Origin of the sequence: Niabella soli DSM 19437 (assembly GCF_000243115.2) — a bacterium.
Classification (GTDB): Bacteria; Bacteroidota; Bacteroidia; order Chitinophagales; family Chitinophagaceae; genus Niabella; species Niabella soli.
The window spans coordinates 2,774,609-2,792,352 of the sequence record NZ_CP007035.1 but is presented as its reverse complement, the minus strand read 5'-3'; the positions used below and the strand labels follow the sequence as shown (position 1 = coordinate 2,792,352).

The 17,744-nt window shown below is 44.5% G+C and carries 19 protein-coding genes and 1 tRNA gene; 13 read left to right on the top strand and 7 right to left on the bottom strand.

Annotated elements, in window-relative coordinates:
- Positions 1 to 13 precede the first annotated feature (13 nt).
- Positions 14 to 691 (top strand): tRNA (guanosine(37)-N1)-methyltransferase TrmD, encoded by a 678-nt coding sequence (trmD, locus tag NIASO_RS11905; RefSeq protein WP_008586097.1) that lies wholly within the window; start codon positions 14 to 16, stop codon positions 689 to 691.
- 23 nt (positions 692 to 714) lie between these two features.
- On the opposite strand, the gene NIASO_RS11900 is transcribed toward trmD, so the two are convergent.
- Both NIASO_RS11900 and NIASO_RS11895 read right to left on the bottom strand, forming a co-directional pair.
- The gene (locus NIASO_RS11900; RefSeq protein ID WP_008586096.1) at positions 715 to 987 is read right to left on the bottom strand and encodes a DUF4242 domain-containing protein; all 273 of its coding nucleotides are present in this window, start codon (positions 985 to 987) and stop codon (positions 715 to 717) included.
- Between the two features lie 156 nt (positions 988 to 1,143).
- On the bottom strand, positions 1,144 to 1,560 hold the full coding sequence (locus NIASO_RS11895; protein ID WP_008586094.1) for a hypothetical protein: 417 nt from the start codon (positions 1,558 to 1,560) through the stop codon (positions 1,144 to 1,146).
- A gap of 63 nt (positions 1,561 to 1,623) precedes the next feature.
- Between NIASO_RS11895 and NIASO_RS11890 the strand changes: the two genes are divergently transcribed.
- Together NIASO_RS11890 and NIASO_RS11885 are read left to right on the top strand one after the other, a co-directional pair.
- On the top strand, positions 1,624 to 2,250 hold the full coding sequence (locus NIASO_RS11890; protein ID WP_008586093.1) for a hypothetical protein: 627 nt from the start codon (positions 1,624 to 1,626) through the stop codon (positions 2,248 to 2,250).
- Positions 2,251 to 2,316: 66 nt separating this feature from the next.
- Complete coding sequence (locus NIASO_RS11885) at positions 2,317 to 3,228, top strand: HEPN domain-containing protein (RefSeq protein WP_008586092.1); 912 nt, start codon at positions 2,317 to 2,319, stop codon at positions 3,226 to 3,228.
- Between the two features lie 11 nt (positions 3,229 to 3,239).
- On the opposite strand, the gene NIASO_RS11880 is transcribed toward NIASO_RS11885, so the two are convergent.
- Complete coding sequence (locus NIASO_RS11880) at positions 3,240 to 6,638, bottom strand: glycosyltransferase (RefSeq protein WP_008586091.1); 3,399 nt, start codon at positions 6,636 to 6,638, stop codon at positions 3,240 to 3,242.
- Positions 6,639 to 6,729: 91 nt separating this feature from the next.
- Between NIASO_RS11880 and ade the strand changes: the two genes are divergently transcribed.
- From ade to NIASO_RS11855, 5 genes are all read left to right on the top strand, one after another.
- Positions 6,730 to 8,391, top strand: a complete 1,662-nt coding sequence (gene ade, locus NIASO_RS11875) for an adenine deaminase (protein ID WP_008586090.1) — start codon at positions 6,730 to 6,732, stop codon at positions 8,389 to 8,391.
- A 151-nt stretch (positions 8,392 to 8,542) separates the two neighbouring features.
- Entirely contained in the window at positions 8,543 to 9,364 is an 822-nt protein-coding gene (locus NIASO_RS11870) for a LiaF transmembrane domain-containing protein (RefSeq protein ID WP_008586089.1), read from the top strand.
- Positions 9,365 to 9,388: 24 nt separating this feature from the next.
- On the top strand, positions 9,389 to 10,450 hold the full coding sequence (locus tag NIASO_RS11865) for a sensor histidine kinase (protein WP_025298914.1): 1,062 nt from the start codon (positions 9,389 to 9,391) through the stop codon (positions 10,448 to 10,450).
- Positions 10,428 to 11,162: a LytR/AlgR family response regulator transcription factor gene (locus NIASO_RS11860; RefSeq protein ID WP_008586087.1), complete on the top strand. Its 735-nt coding sequence runs from the start codon at positions 10,428 to 10,430 to the stop codon at positions 11,160 to 11,162. The genes NIASO_RS11865 and NIASO_RS11860 overlap by 23 nt, the downstream gene beginning before the upstream one ends.
- A 178-nt stretch (positions 11,163 to 11,340) precedes the next feature.
- Positions 11,341 to 11,676, top strand: a complete 336-nt coding sequence (locus tag NIASO_RS11855) for a YegP family protein (RefSeq protein ID WP_008586086.1) — start codon at positions 11,341 to 11,343, stop codon at positions 11,674 to 11,676.
- Positions 11,677 to 11,753: 77 nt separating this feature from the next.
- Here the strand turns inward: NIASO_RS11855 and NIASO_RS11850 are convergent, their stop codons facing one another.
- From NIASO_RS11850 to NIASO_RS11840, 3 genes are all read right to left on the bottom strand, one after another.
- Positions 11,754 to 12,083, bottom strand: coding sequence for a DMT family transporter (locus NIASO_RS11850; protein WP_008586084.1), 330 nt, complete (start codon positions 12,081 to 12,083; stop codon positions 11,754 to 11,756).
- A gap of 84 nt (positions 12,084 to 12,167) precedes the next feature.
- Positions 12,168 to 12,881, bottom strand: a complete 714-nt coding sequence (locus NIASO_RS11845; protein ID WP_008586083.1) for a pirin family protein — start codon at positions 12,879 to 12,881, stop codon at positions 12,168 to 12,170.
- A gap of 406 nt (positions 12,882 to 13,287) precedes the next feature.
- A complete protein-coding gene (locus NIASO_RS11840; protein WP_008586082.1) occupies positions 13,288 to 13,551 on the bottom strand; it encodes a helix-turn-helix domain-containing protein in 264 nt (87 codons plus the stop codon).
- On the opposite strand from NIASO_RS11840, the gene NIASO_RS11835 reads away from it, so the two are divergent.
- Positions 13,544 to 13,846, top strand: coding sequence for a hypothetical protein (locus tag NIASO_RS11835; RefSeq protein ID WP_044046317.1), 303 nt, complete (start codon positions 13,544 to 13,546; stop codon positions 13,844 to 13,846). The two genes, NIASO_RS11840 and NIASO_RS11835, sit on opposite strands and share 8 nt — an antisense overlap.
- A 120-nt stretch (positions 13,847 to 13,966) precedes the next feature.
- Here NIASO_RS11835 and NIASO_RS11830 read toward each other — a convergent pair.
- A tRNA-Ile gene (locus NIASO_RS11830) sits at positions 13,967 to 14,040 on the bottom strand.
- 270 nt (positions 14,041 to 14,310) lie between these two features.
- On the opposite strand from NIASO_RS11830, the gene NIASO_RS11825 reads away from it, so the two are divergent.
- The 4 genes from NIASO_RS11825 (at position 14,311) to NIASO_RS19705 (ending at position 17,649) form a co-directional block, all read left to right on the top strand.
- Positions 14,311 to 15,078, top strand: coding sequence for an outer membrane beta-barrel protein (locus NIASO_RS11825; RefSeq protein WP_008586080.1), 768 nt, complete (start codon positions 14,311 to 14,313; stop codon positions 15,076 to 15,078).
- Between the two features lie 133 nt (positions 15,079 to 15,211).
- Positions 15,212 to 15,919, top strand: a complete 708-nt coding sequence (locus NIASO_RS11820) for a 3-keto-disaccharide hydrolase (RefSeq protein ID WP_008586079.1) — start codon at positions 15,212 to 15,214, stop codon at positions 15,917 to 15,919.
- 78 nt (positions 15,920 to 15,997) lie between these two features.
- The gene (locus NIASO_RS11815; protein WP_008586078.1) at positions 15,998 to 16,564 is read left to right on the top strand and encodes an RNA polymerase sigma factor; all 567 of its coding nucleotides are present in this window, start codon (positions 15,998 to 16,000) and stop codon (positions 16,562 to 16,564) included.
- Between the two features lie 44 nt (positions 16,565 to 16,608).
- Positions 16,609 to 17,649, top strand: coding sequence for a FecR family protein (locus NIASO_RS19705; protein WP_008586077.1), 1,041 nt, complete (start codon positions 16,609 to 16,611; stop codon positions 17,647 to 17,649).
- Positions 17,650 to 17,744 lie beyond the last annotated feature (95 nt).

The window sequence follows — 17,744 nt, the reverse complement described above, 5'->3', positions numbered from 1 at the left end:
TTAGAAATTGCTCATGCACATTGATATCCTTACCGTTTTACCCGAATTATTAGCCAGCCCCCTCGAACACAGCATTATGAAACGTGCGCAGGATAAGGGTTTGCTGACAGTCGCCGTTCATCATCTGCGAAACTGGGCGGTGAATGAATACGGCCAGGTAGACGATTACCAGTATGGCGGTGGTGCAGGTATGGTGATGCTATGCGAACCACTTGCTAAAGCAATAGAAGCGCTTTCTGCCAATAAAAAATTTGATGAAATTATTTATGTAACGCCAGATGGAAGGACATTGAATCAACGTATGGCCAACACCCTCTCTTTAAAAGGCAACCTGCTGATCATTTGCGGGCATTATAAGGGTATTGACGAACGCATCCGGGAGAAATACGTTACGCTGGAAATTTCTATAGGCGATTATGTGCTGAGTGGTGGGGAGCTGGCTGCCGCCGTGTTGGTGGACTCCATTGGCCGCCTGTTGCCAGGGGTGTTAAATGATGAAACTTCTGCGCTCACGGATTCTTTTCAGGATAATCTGTTGGCACCACCTGTGTACACCCGACCTGTCGATTTTGAAGGTATGAAGGTTCCGGATATTTTAATGAGCGGGAACCATACAAAGATCGAAGAATGGCGGTACGAGCAGGCCCTGCAGCGCACCAGGGACCGGCGCCCCGACCTGTTGGAGGAATAATTGTATTCTATAGCATCAGCCCGCTATTCGGCCGTGGTGGGGTCAATGATCGTTACCACCTCACTTACGGAATTAGCCGGAAAGCCGCCCTGTTGCGCATGTTCAAACACCATTTCCTTGTTGGGGGCGATATAAACGCAATAAACTTTATTACCGGTAACATAGCTCTGCACCCATTGGATAGTGGGTCCCATATTGCGCAATACCCCGCAGGAAGTATTCGAAATGTCTTTTAGCTGCTCCCGGGTAAGATCGCCGGCTCCGGAGATTTCCCTTTCGATTACATATTTAGGCATAGTTTACGGTTTATAAATAAAGAACAGACGATACCAATAGTAAAGGTAGGAAACAGGGATGCCCAAAAGAAATATTCAGCATAACCAAATCAGGCGATTTAGCTACGAGTGGGCCACTCATTCATTATTGCCTGTTAACATTGTTTGAATGCTGACTCAGGCCCCGTTCTTCCGTACCAACTTCCGGCTCATGATTTCCATCGCCAATTGTAGCGCTGCCGCCTGATCTTGTAATGCCTTGATCGTTTGTTTCTGGGAATCGATGATCTCATCTCGCAGGGCGCATTCTTTGCATGGGGCAGGGGCCTCCGGTTCCTGTATCGTAAGATCCGCGCCGGGTAGATACATTTCATTCTTGTTTGAAACTAGCCAGTTCAGGTCAACATGCGGAAACCGGTTCTTGATGTCTTCAATAATTTCAGCAGAGGGCTTGTTGTTGCCAGTTTTAAGACGGTTCAGCTTTTGAGAGGATCGGTATTTTAAACCATTGAGGGCAAGATCGTTAATCGTCTTAAATCCTTCCGCTTTGCGGAGCTCTTCAAGACGATCAAAAAAGGTTGAATTTTTATTCATTTTTGTTTGTTTGTATCAAATGAATTTGTACATTTGGTGTGCTAACATGAAAACAATCCGGTTATGTCAAACAAAAATAACAAGATTCTTTTTAAGGGTCAACAATTGCCCGGGAATGCCCCCGAGAGCAAAAATCATCCGGTTGAACCCGAAGAAAAGACCTTCGCTTTACAAAAGCGTTTTTTGCGCTATGTAAAATCAAGACCGCTTCATGGTCTTTGGCTAGTTTTTGATGCATCAACGTTGGGAGAATTGTGGAATATATGGAACAACTGGGTGCAATGCGCTTTGTGTGCCCCTTACAGTGCCTTCAGCGAAAACCGCGACCGCCGCTTTCTGTTGCGGTTCGATGGAAATTTCAAGGTGCTGATAGAAGCGTTACATGAAGTAACAGTTCAACAAACAATGAAAGCAGGAAAACAATTGTTTTATACGGATCCGGACCTGCGGTATAGATATTTGAAGGATAAAGATAGCGCACACGAAAAAATAAAGCACTTCACTTTGCAGTATTCACAAAAAAGAGCACAAGCCTATTTGTGGTTCGTTTTTGAATGTGCACTGGAGGAAGGAGAGACTTTTATGATTGACAGGAAAAACCTGCTTTTTGACTTTGAATGCCTGCTATGTATTGCAAGAACCTCCTACCGGTTATCCAAACCTTATAAAGCACCGTTTGAGATGAGCTGACCCGCGGTCAGTAGTGTATAGCCCTTGTGGAAGGGCATTGATTTGTTTATTTTTTAAATCTAACCGATGAAAAGCAATGCCAAATGTGCGGCACGAATCGCAACTGTCCAAACAATTTTATTTCCCGAAACTGATGCTGCCCGTCCCTTCCGAAATAATATACGACGGAAGCCATTTGCCGGTGCGCCGGGGTATCGCAGCGTATCTCAAAAGGAGCTCGTGATCTCCTGGATCCGGGGGTTATGTAATGCTGTTGCGATATTTGAGCTGGATTATAATGCTGCAAAATACCAACTGGACCTATATATAATCCTTGCTCAGCAGGAAGCAAATGGTTTTAAAGACCTGGAGCCTTTTATACGAACTGCCACACTGGGCCAATGGACGGTACAGTTTTCTTTTTGCCAGTTAACGGTGTTTAACGAAAGGAGAAAACAGGGCAGCTTTTTTCATATGATTAAATGTAATGAAACGGCCTTGCTGTACCGGGCGGCAGCTATACAGTGGGAGTATGTTGGCACATCGGCGCTCGCTGCATTAATGGCTGCACGCGAAACGGATTTCAGAAAAGGGTGCAGGAGGGGGCGGCTTTTTTTTGACAGCGCACTGGTTTTTGAGGATTGTAACGAAAATGCCATCGCCTGTTTTGCTTTACATCAGGCCATCGAAATAACCTTACGCAGTTTTGTTGCTGCTTTTTCCGGGATCAGTCCGCGGCTCCATAGTTTAAAACAACTATTCCTGTTGTGCAATCGCATCTGCGGGGGATTTACTTCCTTTTTTCAATCTGCTTCGGAGCTCAACGCGCTGGCCTGTCTGCAGGAGGCCTATACCGGCGGCCGCTATAATAATGATTTTGTTATAGCGGATGCCATGTTGGAGTTGCTCAAAAGCAAGGCAGACCGCATTCTGGCTTTTGCGGACTGTATTTGCAAAGAGTTGCTCGGGAAATATGTGCTGTTGTTGCGGAGCAATTAGCATCGATGTCCCTACTCCTTTAACACAACATTTCCGGTTCTTTTAAGGCTGCCCCAACCCTGGCCTTCGCCTTTAATGGCACGGCGTAAGGACCGGAATAATACCACGTACATTAATTGGCGATACACAAAACGTTGGGGGATAAGCCACAAAAGCTGCCAGTAATTTTTTTCCTTTTCAATGCTGAAGGCAAAAAGGGCTACGCCCACATCTACCAAAAGAAAGAGGCCGTAGAACAGTGCGATCCGGTCAATATCTCCCCAACTGGTATGCTGCTCATTGGGCCAGTTGTAATAAATGGAAAAGAAAAAGAGCAGATCGGCAACAGGAGCAATGATGGGTAGTATGATCTGGAACAACAGGATATTGGGCAACGCTACCATGCCCAGGCCTTTATAACGTGCCCTGAAGCAGGCGTCTTTGTTTTTCCAGAAACTTTGCATCACCCCATAGCTCCAGCGGAACCGCTGTTTTAAAAACTGTCTTACGGTTTCCGGCGCTTCAGTAATAGCGATGGCTTCATTGCAGTTGCGGATCACGTATCCTTTTCTTAAAATACGAATGGTAAGGTCACAATCCTCCGCCAATGAATCGGTGGTAAAGCCGCCGGCTTCTACAATAGCTTTTTTGCTGAAGGCGCCAATAGCGCCCGGTACTACGGTAATTCCATTGATGTAATCAAAAGCCCGCCGGTCAAAATTCTGGGCGGTAATGTATTCGATCGATTGCCAGCGGGTAAGCACATTGGTGATGTTCCCTACTTTTACATTACCGGCAACGGCCCCAATAGTATCGTCTACAAAATAGCGCATCAGTTGGCTTACCGCGTCTTTTTTAAGTTGGGTGTCTGCATCAATGCATATCAGGTATTCCGCACTCGAATGGGCAATGCCATAATTGAGCGCAGAGGCCTTGCCACCGTTGGGTTTGGAGAGTATTTTCACCCGGGGATTATCGCCGAAGGCTGCGGTAATATTTTTCAGTGTATCGTCTTTGGAGCCATCGTCTACAAAAAGCACTTCCAGGTTGGCATAATCCTGGTTGAGCAGGCTTTGAACGGTGCGGGCACTATTTACCTCTTCGTTATAGGCCGGTACAATAACGTTTACTTTTTGATTAAAGACACCCAGCGGGGACAATCGCTCCTTTTTCTGCCGCCGGTAATTGATGAGCGCAAGAGCCCCCAGCGTCACAGTACGCCCCAGGCCCAGGAAAACGGCCAGCCAGAATGCGGTGCTGAGGAATTTGAATACCCAGAAGACGATCGTGACGCCGTATTTATCTGCCCGCAAAATGTCGCTTTTTACAGGAGGCATTACCTGGTTTTTTTTAAGATTGAGCAATTGGGCCACCGTAATAAATTGTATGTTCCGGTCTTTAAAATATTTGATGATACGGGGCAGCGCATCTACGGTGCCCTGGCGATTACCGCCGGCATCGTGCAATAAAATGATTCCCTTATCCCTGAGGGGACGTGCTTCATATTGCCGCACAATACGATTGTAGATACTGTCGGCATTTACGTGAGCGCTGTCGGTATCCCAGTCTTCGGGATCGATACTTTCCCCTACGTCGTAGTAGTTCAGTGTTTTACTCAACCCAACAGGTAATAATTCCTGTGCGGATGTTGGTTCTGCATCAGCGTTAAAGGGCGGGCGGAACAGGATTGTACTATGCCCGGTTACCGCTTCTATTAAAAGCCGGGTAGCATCAATTTCGGTCTGCGCCCTTTTAGAACCCACGCTGGCAATATTAGGATGGGAGAAAGTATGATTACCGATCTCAAAGCCGCCCTTGTAAACCTGTTCAAATGTGGGAAGATGATTTTGTATGTTAACGCCTACTACAAAGAACGCCGCCGGTACATTTTCCTTTTTTAATATTTTCAGGATCTGGGGCGTATATTCCGGATCGGGACCATCATCAAAAGTCAATAGCACCTGTTTGCCCGGCTCCACCTGACCAAACCGCCTTATTACGTATTTAGTGGGCAGTTTCAGGTATTCTTCCTCCTGTATCAGGTAATCATTGGTAGTATCAGCGGTGATCTTCATTTCCCCGTTCTGGGGCTGCGATATTACGTCCAAAACCTCGCCATCACCAATGTAATCGGGCTTCTCAAAGGAGACGGGTACGTTTTCTAATTTCGTAAACAATTTCTTTTGTTCCGACATGGCTTCCGTAGTGAGGGCGTTTTTATAAAAGGCCCAGAGCCGCTGATCCTCGGCGCCCAATCGCCAGATGGCCACACCCGCCGTTCCGTAATCGTCTGCAAAACGCATGGTGTTAAAATTACTGGCGGCGTCATTAAAATACACCTCGTGCTTAACCCCATTGTTTTCGGTATAGGTAAAATGGCAGTTATAGGTATCGTTGTCAAAATCTATTGTAGCATTATATTCCCTTGCAAGGTATACCGCCTGAGCATAGGTCAGGGTGATCCCTTTCTGGCCTTCCGGCCAGTCATATCCGTAAGTGGCCATGCAGAGTACAATTTTTTCAGAAGGCACACTCTTTGCGGCAGCGTCCAGCACTTTTTCAATCCACTGCTGATCGCTTACCCAGCCGGGAGTGCTCGTATCATAGTGGTGATCATAGGCCATCAGGAAAATATAGTCCGTCATTTTCGATATTTCCGAAATATTATAGCTGTCATCGTTGGGCAATATGTCCTGTGTAACCAGCAACCCTTTGGCATGCAGGATCCGGTACAATTCTTCATGAAATTGTTTTAGTAAGGGCAGGCTGTTTTCCGTCAGTTCTTCAAAATCCAGGTTAACACCACTTAGTTTATTTTTTTCGATGGTATTTACAATGTCCTGTAGAAATTTATTTCTTTTCCGCGGATCGCTCAGTATCCTGTACAGCAGCTTGCCATCAAAGTCGCTGCTGACCACATTGGTAAGGATGGGTACTATGGCAACCCTGGCTTTTCGCATCAATTGCAGGGCATCATTGTCAATAGTTGCTTTTAACGAATCGCCTGTAGGATCAATAAAGAACCATTCGGGCAGCACCATGTTCAGCTTGTCAATGTTGGCTTTCAGCGAAATAAAAGATTGCGGATCCCAGTCTACAAAGAACGCTGCCCGGATGTTCGCATTTTTGGGCCGTTTCCGCTCCCTGTCTATAAAAGCATTGTTTTGCGCACGCGTATCAATAAAGGCCTGCATGCCTTTATATTTCTTCTTGTCTTTTTCGCTAAGATTCTTGGGGATTACAGCATGAATTAATTTGCCGGTATCCGTTTTAGAAAGCCCGGGGAGTATAGGGATGTTTTTCTTTAACAAAGAAAGGACACCCAGGGGGATCAGGGCGATCGCAAAAAAGATCAATACCCGGCTCACCCATTTAAAAGTGTACCACCTTGCCTTATTATCCGTTTGAAAAACCTGTCTTTCGTCAGACATATAAAATTTTATATAGTCAAAATTGGTTTACAAAAAATACTATTGGCCGGAATTTTCTTAAACATGTGATACATTTACCCAAACAAATAGTATGCACAAAAGTAATATAAAAGGGAACATTGTAGATGTGCTGCAACAAAGGATCTACTCGGGATTTGTGGAAACAGCCAACGGGAAAATAATCAGGATGGGGTTGGTGCAAAATGAACCGGATGTCACCTTGCCTTTTATCCTCCCTGGGTTTATCGACAGCCACGTACATATTGAAAGTAGCATGCTGATCCCCTCGGAATTTGCGCGGCTGGCGGTGGTACATGGAACGGTTGCCACGGTAAGCGATCCCCATGAAATAGCCAATGTATGCGGGGTGGAAGGCGTATGGTACATGATTGAAAATGGGAAAAAAGTCCCCTTTAAATTTAATTTTGGCGCCCCCAGTTGCGTGCCGGCGACCGTTTTTGAAACAGCAGGTGCTACTTTGGGCGTAACCGAGGTTGCCGGTTTGCTGCAACACCCTGAAATAAAGTACCTGAGCGAAATGATGAATTTTCCCGGGGTGCTGATGAATGACCCCGAAGTAATGCAGAAAATAAAAACAGCGCATGACCTCGGCAAGCCGGTAGACGGTCATGCCCCGGGACTGCGGGGGGATGATGCGGAAAAATATGCAAAGGGTATAGCAGCCCCCAACCTGCCGGGAACCGATCATGAATGTTTTACAAAAGAAGAGGCGCTGGATAAATTGAAAGCGGGCATGAAAATTCTCATCCGCGAAGGAAGCGCCGCAAAAAACTTCGAAGCTTTGATCGGTTTGCTTTCTGATTACCCGGATGATATCATGTTTTGCAGCGATGATAAACACCCGGACAGCCTGGCATCGGGGCATATCAATGAGCTTTGCGCCCGGGCGGTGGCAAAGGGCATTTCGGTTTTCAAAATATTGAAGGCAGCCTGCATCAATCCCGTGCTGCATTACAAACTGGATGTTGGATTGTTGACCGAAGGGGCCGCAGCCGATTTTATTGTGGTAAAAGATCTGAAGGATTTTGAAGTGCTGCAAACTTTTATAAACGGCATCCTGGTGGCGGAGCAGGGAACCACACTAATAGAACCGGTTGTTGCTCCTGCCATTAATAACTTTAATTGTACGCCTAAAAATGTTGCTTCTTTTGTCCAGCCATCAAATGGTAGTAAAACCATTCCGGTTATTGAGGCCCTGGACGGGCAATTGATCACCCGTAAGCTGCTTTTGGAACCTAAAACTATCAACGGATATTATGTGAGCGATGTAGAACGGGATATTTTGAAGATGGTGGTGGTGAACCGGTATGCGGATGCAAAAGTAGCCGTTGCGTTTGTGCGGAATTTTGGATTAAAAAAGGGAGCAATCGCCTCTTCAGTAGCGCATGACAGTCACAATATTATCGCTGTTGGCGTGGATGACGAAAGCATTAGCAGGGCGGTAAATAAAGTTATTGCAGCCAAAGGCGGGGTGAGTGCCATTGCCGGGAGCGAAGAGCAATTGATACCGCTGCCGGTTGCAGGTTTGATGAGTAATGCGGACGGGTATAGGATTGCGGAGGCCTATACTCAAGCCGATGCATTGGCAAAAAAGATGGGTTCCACTTTGGGGGCGCCCTTTATGACCCTGTCCTTTATGGCGTTATTGGTGATCCCGGATCTGAAGCTGAGTGATAAAGGCCTTTTTGACGGGCAACGCTTTGAGTTGATGGTCCCGCGGGATGGATCATAGGGTTCATTCGCCGGTATAGCAGTTTACCGGGAAAAAAGGGGGTGTTATTCACCGTGCGGTTCCCGGCGTTTACCGATATCTGGTGTTTACAGGCGAAAAATCTATTGTAAGCCCTATCTTAGGGGGGTATTTTTACAGAAAATATTGAATAATGAGTGAAAATAATCCGTATAACACAGACTTTTATAATAAAGGGGAGAAGCCGGTACCTCCGGCAGGTCCCCCGCCGGTGGAAGAGCCAAACTACCGGCCGCGCAGTTCCCAATCCCATATCTGGATCGGGTTGATGATGGTGTTGGTAGGGGTGGTATACCTGCTTAGGAGAATGGGGATCGATTTCCCCGATTTTGTATTCTCCTGGCAAATGTTCCTGATTGTGTTGGGAATATTCATCGGTTTCCGTAAAAATTTCCAGGGGCCGGGTTGGCTGATCCTTATCCTGATCGGATCGCTTTCGCTGGTGGATAGTTATTTTCTGTTTAATTCACTAAAACCCTATATATGGCCTATTATACTGATCGGGGCGGGTTTGTTTTTTATTCTGCGGCCCAAGAGATCATATGAATTTGTTACCAAAGACCCCAACACCGGTTTGCCCAACGGTACCAATGTGTACAGGGGCAATATTAGCGGCGATGATTTGATAGAAGCCACTTCTATTTTTGGCGGGACCAAAAAGAAAGTTCTGTCGAAAAATTTCAGGGGAGGTGAGATGGTGAATATCTTTGGCGGAAGCGAAATCGATTTGCTGCAGGCAGATATTGAGGGAACAGCCGTGTTGGAAGTAACGGCGGTGTTTGGAGGGGCCACCCTGCTGATCCCCTCTCACTGGAATGTGATCTCTTCAGAAGCTACCGCTATCCTGGGAGAAATAAAGGACCGCAGGGTTTCAATGGGTAACGTCGACCAGTCAAAGACCCTCATCTTAAAAGGTACCGTAATTTTTGGTGGTATCGATATCAAAAGTTTTTAACCAAATATCAAACCCGTAATTGCAGTGCCAGCATCACCGTTAGCTACAAAAAAATTTTTATTCTCTCTTATTCTGGGGTGGATAACCCTAATGCTGGTGCAGGGTTTTTTTCTTTCATCTTATTTCCACTTTCCACTGAAAATAGTGGTGAGCGACAGCCTGCTGAGCAATTCACTGTTATTGCTGGCAAGCCTGTTAATATTAAATATGACCCGCTATTACCTGCCGTCCACCTATCAGTACACCAACGTGATCGGCTCCTGTTTGGTAATAACCGGTTTGTGGCTGTTTGTCAGCAATTCATTGTTAAAACTCTTTTTAGGCGACAACGAAGCCTACGCCTCTTTCCTCAATACCTCACTGGTGGTTCGGGCGGGCATTGCTTTCCTGGTTTTAACGATCGTTACCATTGCTGCAATTTTGTGGTATAACTGGGTAGAAAAACAAAAAGTAGAACAACGGAGAACGGATGCCGACCGCTTATCCCGCGACGCGGAACTGTTTAAACTGCGGCAGCAATTGCAGCCGCATTTTTTGTTTAACAGTCTGAACTCCATTAATGCCCTGATTGGCCTGAACCCCCAACAGGCGCGGAAGATGGTACAGCAGCTATCTGACTTCTTAAGAGGTACGCTGAAAAAGGAAGAATCACAACTGATTTCGCTAACAGAAGAAATTAACTACCTGAACCTTTATCTGGAAATAGAAAAAGTGCGGTTTGGCAACCGGCTGATGACGGCTATTATTGTGGGCGATGATACAAAGGAAATGAAATTACCTACCCTGCTTTTGCAGCCGATAGTGGAAAATGCGATTAAATTTGGATTATACGATACCATCGGCGAAACACTTATAAAAATGGAATGTATGGTGGATCAGGGCGATCTTTGTATTTTGGTAAGTAACCCGTTTGACCCGGAAACCTCGCTGCCTAAAACAGGAACGGGCTTTGGGCTTACCTCTATAAGACGGCGCCTGTATCTTTTATATGGCAGGAACGACCTCCTGACGACAAAAACAAAAGAGAATATTTTTTTTACAATAGTTAAAATACCGCAACAGCATGAGCAAAGTAGTAATAATTGACGATGAGTTCCTGGCAAGAAGTATGGTGAAGGAATACCTGCAGAAATTTCCTCAACTGGAGCTGGCAGCCGAGTGCGGCGATGGATTTGAAGGGATAAAAGCGATCCAGGAGCATAAGCCTGACCTCATTTTCCTGGATATTCAGATGCCAAAAATAAGCGGCTTTGAAATGCTGGAGCTGATTGAAGAGCCTCCTGCAGTGATTTTTGCTACTGCGTTTGATGAATATGCTATTAAAGCTTTTGAGGCGCATGCTGTTGATTATTTATTAAAACCGTTTGACCAGGAGCGTTTTGATAAAGCGGTGAATAAGTTCCTGGTACAGCAAAAAGGTAATCAAACCAATACACAGGAATTGCTGAATGATGTGCAGTTGCCCAACTCTAACAGTCGTATTGTTGTAAAAAATGGAAGTAAAATAAAGATCATCCCGGTGCACGAAGTGCTGTACCTGGAGGCGGCTGACGATTTTGTAAAGATCTTTACCAAAGACGGGTATTATCTGAAAAATAAAACCATGTCCTTTTTTGAAAACTTCCTTTCGCAGGATCTTTTTGTGCGATGCCATAGGTCCTATATTGTTAATGTACAGGAAATTACGCGCATTGACCCCTATGAAAAAGATGGGCATGTGGCCATACTTAAAAACGGCACCAAGATCAACGTAAGCCGTAATGGTTACGGTAAGCTGAAAGCCGTGCTGGGACTGTGATTGTGCTAAATGCGTAACGCTTAACGCTTAAAGCTGTTAGTGATTGTCCGTTTGCATTTGGCGTTCTGCGTTTAGCATTCTGCCCTAGTCAGAATCAGGTAGCCAGCAATAAAAACTATTATAAATTTGCCCGGATATTATTAATTCACCATCTTTAAGGACAAAAAAATTTTAATCTATGGGCAAATTTGTAATTACCACAAGAAAAAACGGGGAATTCCAGTTTAAACTGAATGCTGCAAACGGACAAACCATTCTTGCCAGCGAAGGGTACACAACACGCGCCGCCTGCGATAACGGCATTGAATCCGTTAAGAAAAATGCATCGGATGACAAGCATTATGAACGCAAAACATCTTCTAACAACAAACCCTTTTTTAACCTGAAAGCCGGTAACGGGCAGGTGATCGGGACGAGTGAATTGTATGAATCAGAAGCAGCGAGGGAAAATGGTATTGAATCAGTAAAAAAGAATGCGCCCGAAGCAGCGGTCGCTGATGAAACACAGGCGTAGGTAAACTGCGGCAAAAAATAGTATATCCACCCGGGTCCAGGCAGACCCGGGTGTTTTATTACCGCGCACAGCAAACGTTAAGCGGGCGAAACGTACTTCAACCCTATAATACTTGCGATAAGTGTAACAATGAAGAACAGGCGCCAAAAAGTGGCCGGTTCTTTAAATACGACAATTCCTACAATTACGGTTGTAACGGCGCCAATGCCCGTCCACACGGCATAAGCAGTGCCTATAGGCAGCTTTTGCGTGGCAAGGTACAGGAGCACCATACTTATGATCAGCGCAACAATAAAACCTGCAAACCATAAAAGAGAAGTTTGCCCTTTGGTTTGATTGGCCATGCCCAGGCAGGTTGCAAAACCCGCTTCAAATAGCCCGGCTATGATTAATAAGATCCAATGCATTTGGAGTGAGATTTCGTGCAAATATATCAGGTTAATATTTCTGGACCCTTAAGTTGAATTATAGGGCCTTAATTTTACCGTTTTTTATTTCTGATTAACCGGCGTTTCAATTATTAAAAATTCGCTTTCCGTATTACAGGTAATCATAATCCGGTCGGTATCCCAGATGCCAATCGCGTCCCGCTCGGGAACAGCAATGTCATTGATGATAACGTTTCCCGTAATCACGAAAATAAAAAGACACATATTTTCCGGGGGGAAGGTATAGTTGATTGTTTCGTTTTTATCAAAATAGCCCAGTGATAATTTTGAATTCTGGTTGATCCAGCAATGGCCGAAACCTTCTTCATGCGAAACGATGGTGACCAGTTTGTTTTTGCGTTCCTCTTTTGGAAAATTACGGAACTGGTAGCGGGGAGTAATGTTCTGTAGCTTGGGGTAGATCCAGATCTGCAAAAAATTCACATCGTTTGCTCCAATATTATATTCCTCGTGTCGCAGACCGCTGCCGGCGCTCATGATCTGCACGCCGCCCGCTTCAAATTTAGTACTGTACCCCAGGGTGTCAATATGATTCATGTTGCCTTTCAGCAATACGGAAATGATTTCCATATTCACATGGGGGTGAATCCCAAAACCTTTCCCCGGCTGCACATAGTCATCGTTAAAGGCAAACAAAGTACCAAATGCGCTTCGCATGGGATGATAATGGTTGCTGAAGCTGAAAACAAAATTGCTTTTCAGCCAGCCGATATCTTTTTTACCACGCTCAGATGCAGGAAAGAGTTGTGTTTGCATATTATTCCATTTATTAGAACCCGTAAAACAGGATGTTGCAAAGGTATAAAATAAGGTAATAGTTGTGTTACCGGTGCTTCCAATGGGTGCATAACATTTTTTTCAAGATGATGGTTTTTTTAAGGCTGGGCATTAAAAACAAACCCGGTGTTAGTTTGGTTTTCTAGTGAGACAGAGAAGACTGGGGCGGCGCACAGCAGCATTGTACTATTGCTGTTACACAAGTCTCCCGGTCGCCAGAAAACCGACAAAGAAGTAAAGGGATAGAATGACCCAGGTAGAAAAATGTTATGCACCTGTCTAATTTCAATAGTATTCTGAAGGGGATAGTGCTGTCATTTATCGTGCACTCCTTTGGTCACAAAAGTAAGGACACTCCCGTTCGTCGCTGGAGCGGTATTTTTTGTTAGCCTTCAAATAATTCACAGGGTGAAATATGAAGCGTTTCGGCTATTTTAATAATATTGAGAAGCGATGTATTTATCACACCTCGTTCTATTCTGCTTATTTGCGAAATTTCCATCTCCATCGTAAAGGCCAATTTTTCCTGGGTAAACTTTCTCTTTAAACGAATGCCCCTCAGTCGTTTACCGAAATCTTTTAATATTTGTGCCTCTTCTTTGGTCACAAAAATAAAAGTCGCTAAATAGGCAAATAAACCTATGAGCATATTTGCCTATATTTGGCCGTACTCACTACAAAATAGCCGTTTGCTCGCGATACCTTCCTATGGCATCGGCAAAATTGAACGATTGTGTATGGACTTTAATGAAAACAGGAGTAAAACATTAGCCAGGATCTATCAAAGGTACCCGGAGGCGCAGAGTGCTGACCTGGGCGCCTTAAAAGGAGATGTTGGTTTTTGGGTTATTTTGAAAGACGGGGCAACAATTTTTTTTAGGTTAGTTGAACCCGTTGCATTCGATGCTCCGGATGGGAGTCCTTTTTGGATTTTTGGTGAATAATGTAGAAGAAAAAATGAATATATGCCGGCCGGGAGCGCTCATGGTTTTCAGCCGTTGTTATATTCAGAAGTTCTAAGGGAATAAAAAAAGCAGCTACACATTCGTAACTGCTTAATTATGTGGTCCCACCTGGGCTCGAACCAGGGACCACCTGATTATGAGTCAGGTGCTCTAACCAACTGAGCTATAGGACCTTATGCAATAAATCGCATAAATAATATATTTCTATCTAAAAAGAACTGTTTACCTTTTTCACGAGATCCGAACTCCTGATAACATCTGCCCCCAAAGCCTAGCAAAAATATTTTCCGGCTTGGGGAGTGCAAAACTAAAGGAAATAGTTATTCTGGCAATGTAAAATCAATATTTAATAAAGAAAAAGTGCAACTTCTTCAAAAGAACAAGGGCGTATTAACCTAATTTTAACCCAAAGACAAATATATTTGCGCCAACTTAAATGAATTATGAAGAAAATAGTCTTATTCCTTATCGCCGCTTTCTTGCTAGGCCAGGCGTCCTTTGCACAGGTTGACACATCTGCTAACAGCATTCCCCCGCCAACAAAAACTACAACAGAAACGCCGGTCAAGCATAAAAAGAAATACGATCTTACTAAAAGAGCCAACGATCATTTTCTTTTGCAGTTGGGGTATACCCAATGGTTAAACACGCCGGATAGTATTAAAACCGGAGGCTTACCTAAAACGATCAACGCCTATTTTATGCTGGACTTTCCTTTCAAAACAACGCCCCAGTTAAGTGCGGCGATTGGATTGGGTATCGGATCAGATAATATTTCGCTCGATAAAAAACAGAATTTTGTTAATGTAAAAGCAACCTCTGCACGATTGCCCTTTCTTTATGATTCTACACGGATGACCATAAAAAAGACAAAATTGGCAACTACCTACCTTGAGCTGCCGGTAGAATTACGCTTTGTGGCAGATCCGGAACATAGCGACCGCAGCTTCAAATTTGCGCTGGGTGTAAAGGTGGGAACGATGATCAAAGCGGATACCCGCACCCGTTTGCAGGAAGTAGGAACACAGCAGTTTATTTTAAAAGAATCCAGCAAATATTATTTTAATACTACCCGGGTTGCGGGGACCGCCCGGATCGGGGTGGGGCATTTTACCCTGTTTGGTTCTTATCAATTTACCAAGTTGCTGAAGGAGGGGGTAGGGCCTGATCTGCGCCCTGTAACGGTTGGTTTAAGCTTCGGCGGGCTATAACGTTTTCGCAATTAATTGTGAGAGGCGGGTCAATTTTGATCCGCCTCTTTGTTTTCGATTCTAAATAGTATTGCTAACTTCACTGGCTGAAGCAGACGATCATTGTCTGCCCAAAATTTAATAATGTTTCTATATGAAAAAAGTAAAGCTGTTTGCAGCATTATTATTGCTGGGAACTTCAATGCAGTTAAAAGCACAGCTACCGGCGCTGACAAAAAAAGAAAAAAAACAAGGCTGGGTTTTATTGTTCAACGGAAAAACGTTTGATGGCTGGAAAAAAGCCAGCGGGCAGCCGTTCACAGCAAAAGGCTGGCAGATTGATGACGGTGTGCTGAGTGTAAACCCTGCCGATGGCCATGGCGGCGATATCGTTACGGATCGGAAATTTTCCGATTTTGAATTATCTGTTGAATTTAAAGTGGAAAAAGGGGCTAACAGCGGTATTAAATATTATCTGTTGCCGAATACTTCGCTGGGCTGCGAATACCAGATCATTGATGATGAAAATCACCCCGATGCTAAATTGGGAATAGCCGGCAACCGCCGCCTGGCATCCTTTTATGATGTTATCCCGGCCCCGTTGAAAAAACCGGTTAAGCCGGTGGGGCAGTGGAATAAAGCCGTGATCATTGCAAAAAACAATCACGTGGAGCATTGGTTAAACGGAGTAAAAATGCTGGAATACGACCGGGGCAGCGCTGCTTTTAATGCTGGTATTGCCAAAAGTAAATTTAAAAACGAAAAAGGGTTTGGACTGGTAAAGGAATCTCCTATCCTGTTGCAGGAGCACGGGGATACCGTGCATTTCAGGAATATTAAGATCCGGCCATTAACAAAATAAGTTATGCTGATCTCCATTAGGTGATCTTTTTGTTGCTATTTTCATTTGTTATACCTTCATGGCGCTATAAGGCTTGTTATGAAGGATAAGGCACATCTTGTATATCTGCAGAACCGGGTGGCGTATGCCCGTGACCAGGTGGCATACAAAGAATTGTTCCTGCATTTTTATCCAATGCTCCGCAAGCTGGCTGTTCTGATCATTCAACAGGAACATCTGGCCGAAGAGATCGTCTCTGACGTAATGACGCGGCTATGGACAATGGAAACGAAGCTGGCGTATATAGATCATTTGAAAATGTACCTGCTGACTGCCACAAGGAATACAGCGATCACCTATTTGAAAAAGTATCGGCGTGAAGCCTGCCTGCCGGAAATGATGGTTGGTGACGAGCCGGTTCCAGGCAATGAACCGGATCAGCATTTGGCAACCAAGGAACTCTCCCTGCTGATTGAACGGGCTGTAAAAACGTTGCCGCACCAATGTCAGTTGGTTTTCCGGTTAATAAAAGAAGAAGGACTTTCCTATAAGGAAGCCGGGAGTGTACTGGAATTATCGCAAAATACCCTTGAAACACACATGCGCACTGCTTTAAAACGCCTGAAAGGCGCATTGGATACCTATCTTTTGAAAAAAAAATCCTGATCCCTTCACGGCAACGTTATTTTTAATAGTCTTATAATATTGTAATGGACAAAAAACTGGAAAATAAGTTTTACAGGTTGTTTGCCCTGAAATTATCCGGAGAAGCATCTGTCGAAGAATTGGAGCGCCTGGAAGCGATCCTGGGTGAAAATCCGGAGTTGCGCTTTTTTTATGACCAGTTGGTTATTAAAAAGGCAGAAGAAAAAGAGGACGCTGGTTTGGCAGAACAGGCATATGCGGCGCATTTTACGAAACTGCATTTGCAGGGATTGTTTGATGATGAAAAGAAATTAGCTCCTGTTCCCCGGCCTACGGGTTTCAGAAGGAAAATTGCCCGTTATGCCGCAGCGGCAGTGATATTGTCGCTTGCAGGTTTTTTGATCAGTATACTGAAGGGAAAACAGGAGAGTGGCTCATTGAAAAATGAAATGGCAACTACGAAAAAATCAAAATCCACTATTACGTTGCCGGATGGTACAGTGGTAATGTTGAACGCAAACAGCCGGATCAGCTATAATGAAAAATTTAAAGGCGATACGCGCGAAGTAACATTATCGGGGGAGGCCTATTTTGATGTGGTGCATGATGCGGCGCATCCGTTTATTGTACACACAAAAGCGGGTGATATAAAAGTACTGGGTACCGCCTTTAATGTAAGGGCTTTTGACGATGGTGTTTTTGAAACGGCGCTGATACGGGGCAAAGTAGCGATTTACCTAAAGCAGCATAAAGAAGAAAATTTTGTACTGAGCCCGGGGCAGAAACTGGTGACGAATACGGAAGAAAGCCGTAGCGACTCGATCGATATTATTCCGATTACAACCGTTAAAGATACGCTGGTAGCGGAAACCTCCTGGACCAAAGGACAGTTGGTTTTTGGGAACAAACCCCTGGCGGAAATAGCAGTGGAATTGGAACGAACATATGGGATAACGATAATTTTTAAGTCAGACGAAACCAAACAATACAGGTATACAGGGGTATTTGATATTGACAACAGCAGTCCTGATCAGATACTGGAGATCCTAAAACTCTCCAAACCAATTAATTATCAACGCGATAAAAACCAGATCACTATTGAATAATGATTGCAAACCCTTAAAATCAGATTGCATGTAAAAGAAAAGAAATAACACATTTATGTAAAAAGGAGAACGTTGGCGCGTTCTCCCTAAGTAAT